This is a genomic window from Xanthomonas arboricola, assembly GCF_002940665.1.
Classification (GTDB): Bacteria; Pseudomonadota; Gammaproteobacteria; order Xanthomonadales; family Xanthomonadaceae; genus Xanthomonas; species Xanthomonas arboricola_B.
Genome location: NZ_MIGY01000002.1, coordinates 942,133 through 948,439, shown reverse-complemented (window position 1 = coordinate 948,439; position 6,307 = coordinate 942,133). Strand labels below are relative to the sequence as shown.

Annotated in this window: 3 protein-coding genes and 1 pseudogene; 2 read left to right on the top strand and 2 right to left on the bottom strand. The window is 59.1% G+C overall.

Annotated elements, in window-relative coordinates; translation table 11 throughout:
* Positions 1–387 (top strand): hypothetical protein, encoded by a 387-nt coding sequence (locus tag XarjCFBP7645_RS21395; protein WP_146094517.1) that lies wholly within the window; start codon positions 1–3, stop codon positions 385–387.
* A gap of 230 nt (positions 388–617) precedes the next feature.
* On the opposite strand, the gene XarjCFBP7645_RS11235 is transcribed toward XarjCFBP7645_RS21395, so the two are convergent.
* The gene (locus XarjCFBP7645_RS11235; RefSeq protein ID WP_243849101.1) at positions 618–770 is read right to left on the bottom strand and encodes a hypothetical protein; all 153 of its coding nucleotides are present in this window, start codon (positions 768–770) and stop codon (positions 618–620) included.
* 160 nt (positions 771–930) lie between these two features.
* A complete protein-coding gene (locus tag XarjCFBP7645_RS11230) occupies positions 931–1,284 on the bottom strand; it encodes a SymE family type I addiction module toxin (RefSeq protein ID WP_104537545.1) in 354 nt (117 codons plus the stop codon).
* A 331-nt stretch (positions 1,285–1,615) separates the two neighbouring features.
* On the opposite strand from XarjCFBP7645_RS11230, the pseudogene XarjCFBP7645_RS22210 reads away from it, so the two are divergent.
* Positions 1,616–6,203: pseudogene (locus XarjCFBP7645_RS22210) on the top strand (hemagglutinin repeat-containing protein); the annotation flags it as partial.
* Between the last annotated feature and the right edge of the window lie 104 nt (positions 6,204–6,307).

Here is a 6,307-nt window from a genome sequence, read left to right as displayed (position 1 = left end):
ATGAATTTTGAACTACTAAGTTGTAGTGTTGGCCCGATCTCAAAAGGAATGGATCGATCTAAGGTAAGGGAAATTTTGGGTGAATTTAATGAGTTTAATAAAAACTATCTTGCAAAAAATACTACCGATAACTTCTTCAATCATAGGGCTCACGTATATTATTCGGAAAAAAATATTGTTGAAGGCGTTGAGTTCGTAAGTGGGGCAAATGTTTCGATAAGTGGGATAAAAGTTTTTGATGAAAATTTTGAAGATTTTCTAAAAAAAGCCGCTGATAATGGATTGGTTATTGAGAGGGACGATCTTGGCGCTGTGCTTCCGGATATTGATGTTTCATTATTTTCTCCGGAGGGTGATTTTATAAAATCTGTTTATTTTGAAATGTGATGGTTGGTTTAATGTTGGGTCGTAATAATGCTTGCCGTGATGTGAAGTTTACCCAAGTCTGAGCATTAACCAAGTTCTAAGTCCAATTCCTATGCCTGAAAAAGCATTTTTTCTTAAGAAATTAAGTCATCGGCCTCTTGCGTGAGGCCGAGGCGGCATTGTTGGGGCCGTAAGGTAGAGTTAAGTGGCAGAATCACCTGAACGTTGTGGCTAATTTGTCGCTATGGCTCTCACTGTTTCTGCTCCGGTTGCTGCTCAAGAATGTTACGTGCGGTGTTGGCTGCTTCATAGATGGCTTGGCCAATCGTTGGAAAAGTCTGTGCATCCAGGCAATCCGGTGCGGTCACAGCGATCACGTCGCCGTAGGCGGCGATGGTGCGCAATAAGCGGTCAAGTAAGTCGGTTTAGTCGAGCGTGAGACGAAAGACGACAGCAGGCTGCTTCATCGTTATTATTCTTTGCGGCGAAACGTGAGCGCATAAAAGCCTGTTGGCATGCGCGCTGAGCTTGATGCGGGTCGTACGCATGCTATGCGGCACGTACTCAGTCTTTGTCCGCTACGCTTACGACTAGCTCTCCATCGCGCATGCGGATATTGAGTTTGCTGCCAATGGTAAAGCCCAGTTGCTCCAGCCAACGACCTCGCAGGCGGAGAGTGGGTATGCGTTGGCTACTAGCGGGGTAATAGCCATAGCCGACGGTTAGTTGCTGCGGTGGACGTGGGCGGCGTGGGGCACGTTGTTGTTTGGCGAGGTCGGCTGCGTTGGCGGCAGCGATCTGTTCGGGTGTGAGCATCGGAGTGAGCGGCGTCTCGACGATGCGGCAGACCGCGTCGCGGGTTGGCTGACGCTTTGCGCGCTTGCGGGTGGTAGTGGTGCGGGATGGCGGTTGACGCATGGCAAAGCCCTCCTGAACGAACAGGTGCCGTCGCTGATCAGCGACGGGATGTCGGGAGGTTAGAAACCGCTCATAGCCGGCGGGCGTATTCCTCCCGAAGGAGTGTTGTATTAGCCGCCCTCCCGACGCAGGCGTCGCGTCGGTTGCGCCTGCAAAGTACAGGCACAAAAAACCCACCGGTTTGACGGAGGTGGGTACCGCTATGAGAGGAGTTTCTACGCTCCTTAGTCAAGAGATTGCTACCCGTTACGAGCGATGTCAATGGCTTCGTCTTAAGTCAATTTAGATGCGATCCGTCATCACCTGATCAATACCGACCGCACGCTTCGTCCAGGGCGTGATTGCCGGCGCCGACGTCGGCATCACCGCAGGCAACCTGCTCAACCAGGGCCGCATCGGCGGCACTGGCAGCGTTGCCCTGGAAGCGCGCAACGACCTGCTCAACCAGGGCCAGATCCAGGGCCGCGATGTGGCACTGGTGGCCGGCAACAACCTGGTCAGCGAAGCATCCAAGGCCATCAATGGCGCTGGCATCCTGTCCGGCATCAGCGCCAGCAACACGCTGCAACTGTTTGCAGGCAATGACATGACGTTGACCGGCACCCGCGTGCAGGCCGGCGGCAGCGCTGCACTGATCGCAGGCAACAACCTCAGCCTCACCCCCAGCGCGTTGCGCAACGACAACGGTCTGCTGCGCGGTGGCGACGCCGTGTCGGTGACCACTGGTAAGGATCTGGTGATGTCTGCAGGCAACGACCTGCAATTGCATGGCGTGACCATCAACGCCGGCGGCAGCGCCGCACTGCAGGCGGGCAACAACCTCTCGTTGACCCCGACCACTGGTCTCGACGGCAAGGTCGCCACCCGTACCAACATCAGCACCGGCGACAGCCTGCAACTGACCGCCGGCAACGACCTGACCATCCGCCAGGCCGACGTCAAGGCCGGCGGCGATCTGACTGCCGCAGCCGGCAACAACCTCAACGTCGAATCCGTCCTCAACGAGACCGAAACCAACAGCTACAAGAGCCGCAACGGCAAGACCCGCGTCACCACCACCACGACCACGCAAACCATCGACCAGCAGGCGCTCACTGCCGGCGGCAACCTGATCCTCAGCGCCGGCAACGACGTCAATCTGGTCGCGGCCAAGCTGGACGCCGGCAAGGGTCTGGGCATCAGCGCCGGCAACGACATCAATGCCAGCACGCTGACCACGGTGGACACCAGCAACACGCTGGAAACGCGCAAGCGCTTCAAGCAGACCACCGCGACCAGCGACGAAACCGTCCACGGCACCGAGTTCAACGCTGGCGGCAACCTGGCGATGCAGGCCGGCAACGACATCACCCTCACCGCCGCATCGGCAGCCACCAAGGAAGGAGGCATCACCCTGGCTGCCGGCAACGACGTCAACCTGCTCGCCGCTAGCGAGCAGCACGACGCCGTGCAGGACATGACCAAGAAGAAGAAGGGCACGTTCTCCAGCAAGACCACAACCACGCATGATGAGTGGCAGGACACATTTGCAATCGGCACGGCGCTGAGTGGCGAGTCCGTCAATATCTCTGCCGGTAACGATGTGGCAGTGGTCGGCTCAACCGTGCTTGCCAATGGCGACGTGCGTCTGGCAGCAGGCAACAATGTCACCATCGAGTCAGCGCAGGACATCAGCAGCGAAGCGCATAGCTTCAGCCAGAAGCGATCCGGCCTGACCGGCGGCATTGGCGGCGGCGTTGCCAGCATTGGCTACAGCAAGGCGCGCAGCAACAGCGAGAACGCGACCGAGTCGGTTACCCAAGTCGCATCGTCGGTCGGTTCAACGGACGGCAATCTCGTCGTCAGCGCAGGCAACCAGCTGACCATCGCCGCCTCCGACATCGGTGCCGGCAAGGATCTGACGCTGGCCGCCAAGGACATCGCCCTGCTGGCGCGCCAGGACACGGTCGATCACCAGGCCAGCCAGTCCAGCCAGTCCAGCGGGTTCTCGGTGGGCGTGACCTACGACCCAGGTGCGTCGTACCGCAGCGCACGCGATTCCACCACCAAGAACATGGTCGACACCGGCTCGACCATGAGCAAGATCAGCCGCGATGCCGAAGGTGCGGCGGCCGGCACCATGGCTGCCATTACCCCGGTGGTGATCCAGGCCAGCAGCCATCGCTCCAATGCCTCGCAGAATGAAAGCACCAGCGACGCGCGCGTCAGCCAGTTGGCCGCCGGCGGCAACCTCACCTTGCTCGCCAGCGATGGCTCGATCACCAGCCAGGGCGCGCAGATGTCCGCAGAGGGCAATGCGCTACTGCTCGCCAGCAAGGACATCGTGTTCGATGTCGCTCACAACACCCAGTCCAGCGGCAATGCCAGTACCGGCAAGGGCTGGGGTTTCAACAACGCCGCAGGCTTGCCTTACGGCAACTACAAGCAGCAGGGCACCGGCAACGGCCAGACCGACACCATCACCCGCACCCACTGTCGGTGGGCGGCAATGCCAGCCTGACCACCATGCAAGGCGATATCACGCTGACCGCGAGCAACATCGCGGCGCAAGGCAATGTCAACATGCGTGCTGCAGGCGACCTGACCATCCAGAGTAGCCAGGACATCCTGGGTAATACCAATCAGTCCACCAGCAAGGGCATCGGCACGGTGGTCATCTCCGATACCGAGCGTTTTGCCGGCTACAACAAGAAGAACCATTTCGACGACAACGCCCAGGTCACGCAGGTGGCCAGCAATGTCGGCAGCCTGGGCGGTAATGTCAGCCTGACTGCAGGTGGCACGTACACGCAGTCGGCCAGTAACGTGGTCGCGGGCAAGGACGTGGACATCACCGCCGCCTCGATCCAGCTGCTGACCGCCAACCAGAGCAGCTCGGCCTCGCAGCAGGACGACGACCTCAAAATCGGTGCCTTTGCGCGCATCAAGTCCCCGCTGATCGACCTGATCAACAACGTGGACGATGCACGAAAGTCCGATGGGCGGTTGGGCGCGATGCAAGGCATGGCAGCGGCAGCCAATGCGTATCAAGTGGGCAGTGCGGTCAAGAACGGATCGCTGCTCAGTGTGGAAGCAGGTGTAGGCTTCGCCACCAACGAGAGCAGCTTCAACAGCAGCGGCCAGATTTCGCAGGGCTCCACCATCACCGGTGGTGGCAATGTTAGCCTGAAGACCACGGAAGGCGATCTGCATATCGTGCAGGGCAACCTCAAGGCGGGCGATACGCTGAGCCTGGATTCGGCACGCGATCTGGTATTGGAAGCAGGCAGCTCCAGCACACCGAACAGAGCAAGGGCAGCAATGCCGGGTTCGAGGTGGGCGTTGGCGCATCGGTTGGTGCATAGACCGGTGTGTACGCGTATGTCCAAGCCAGTGCAGGTAGCCACAAATCGAACGTGGACGGCAGCACTTGGCAGAACACGCAGCTGGTCAGCCAGAACATCGTGCTCAAGTCAGAGGGTGATACCACGCTGCGCGGTGCAGTGGTCAAAGGCGACCGGATCGATGTGCAGGCCGGTGGCGACCTGACCATCGAATCGCTGCAAGACAAGCTGGACATCCAATCCAAGGAAAGCAGCGTTGGTGGACGCGTCCAGATCTCCGCAGGCACCGCATGGGATGTCAGCGGGTACGCAAGCGGCGCCAAGGCGAATGGAAACTATCAGGGGGTGGTCAAGCAGTCCGGTCTGTTCGCAGGCAGTGGCGGCTACCACGTCACCGCCGGCAATGTGAACCTGATCGGCGACGCGATTGCCAGCACCAATACAGTTGCCAGCGAACTGACCGCCGACTCGCTGACGTTCACCGATCTGAAAAACCAGATGGACTACAGCGCCGCTTCTGGCAGCATCAGCGGAGGATTCGGCAGTACCGGCAACCAAACCGATGCCAACGGCAACCCGATCGAGCGGACCGCTGGTGAGCAGTCCAGAGACATCGGCAACAACATCGCCAACGGCAACTACGGCAAGGCCAATACCGGCAGCTTCATGCCGGGCGTGCCGATGAGTGAAAGTGGCAGCGACACGAGCTATACCCGCGCCACGTTGACCGAAGGCAACATCAAGATCGGCGGCAAGACCACCACGGCCGCGGCTACCGGCATCAACACCGATGCCAGTGCCGCGCATGAGGCGGTGGCGACGTTACCTGACGTACGCAAGATCCTGGGCGAGCAACAGGCGATGGCGACGGCGACCGGCACGGTGATGACCACGGCCAAGCAGATTGGCGATGACATTGCGGCCGCAGCAGAACATAAGGCCGATTCCATTGAAGCGACGTACATCGGAAGCCTCGACACGCAGGAAAAGCGAGACGCCTTCAACGCGTTGACAGCCGATCAGCGTCGTGACGTATTCATGCAGAGCAACCCGGAGTACAGCGCCGCTTCCGAAGCGAAGCAGCACTGGGGCATCGGCGGCGACTACAGCCGTGCACTGCAAGCGGTGACCACCGTTGTGGTGGGCGGCGTCTCCGGCCAAGGCGCCGGCCAGGTCGCCAGCAACGCATTGGCACCGTACGCGGCGCAGCTTATCGGCAGAACTTTCGACCCAAACCACGGCAGCAACCCCAACGCGGCATTGCAATTGGTGTCGCATGCGGTACTTGGTGCGGTGCTTGCCGAAGTAAACGGCGCGTCCATGGGCAGCGGCGCACTGGCAGGCGCCAGTGGCGAGCTGGCTGCAAAGTACTTGACTCAAACGTTCTACGGCGATGATCCGCGTGCCATCGACCCGGTAACAGGGAAGTTCAATCCGAACCTGCTGCCGGAACAGGACAAGCAGATGCTGGTGGCTCTATCGCAGGCGGTTGGGGCCATCGCTGGCGGCTTAGCTGGTGGCAGCCTACCCGATTCGGCTATTGGTGCAAATATTGCGAAAAATGCCGTTGAGAACAACTGGCTTACCGAATCAGAAAACAATTATCTAAAGCTCGCTAAATCACTGTGCCAACATGGAAGCGAAGACGGTTGCGATGCTGAGAAGAAGCTGACTGCCCTTGATAATATTCGAGATGAAGA

What these genes read in the sequence shown, in the direction of transcription:
- XarjCFBP7645_RS21395 (WP_146094517.1), top strand. Translation starts at nt 1, where the DNA reads ATGAATTTTGAACTACTAAGTTGTAGTGTTGGCCCGATCTCAAAAGGA.
- XarjCFBP7645_RS11230 (WP_104537545.1), bottom strand. Translation starts at nt 1,284, where the DNA reads ATGCGTCAACCGCCATCCCGCACCACTACCACCCGCAAGCGCGCAAAG.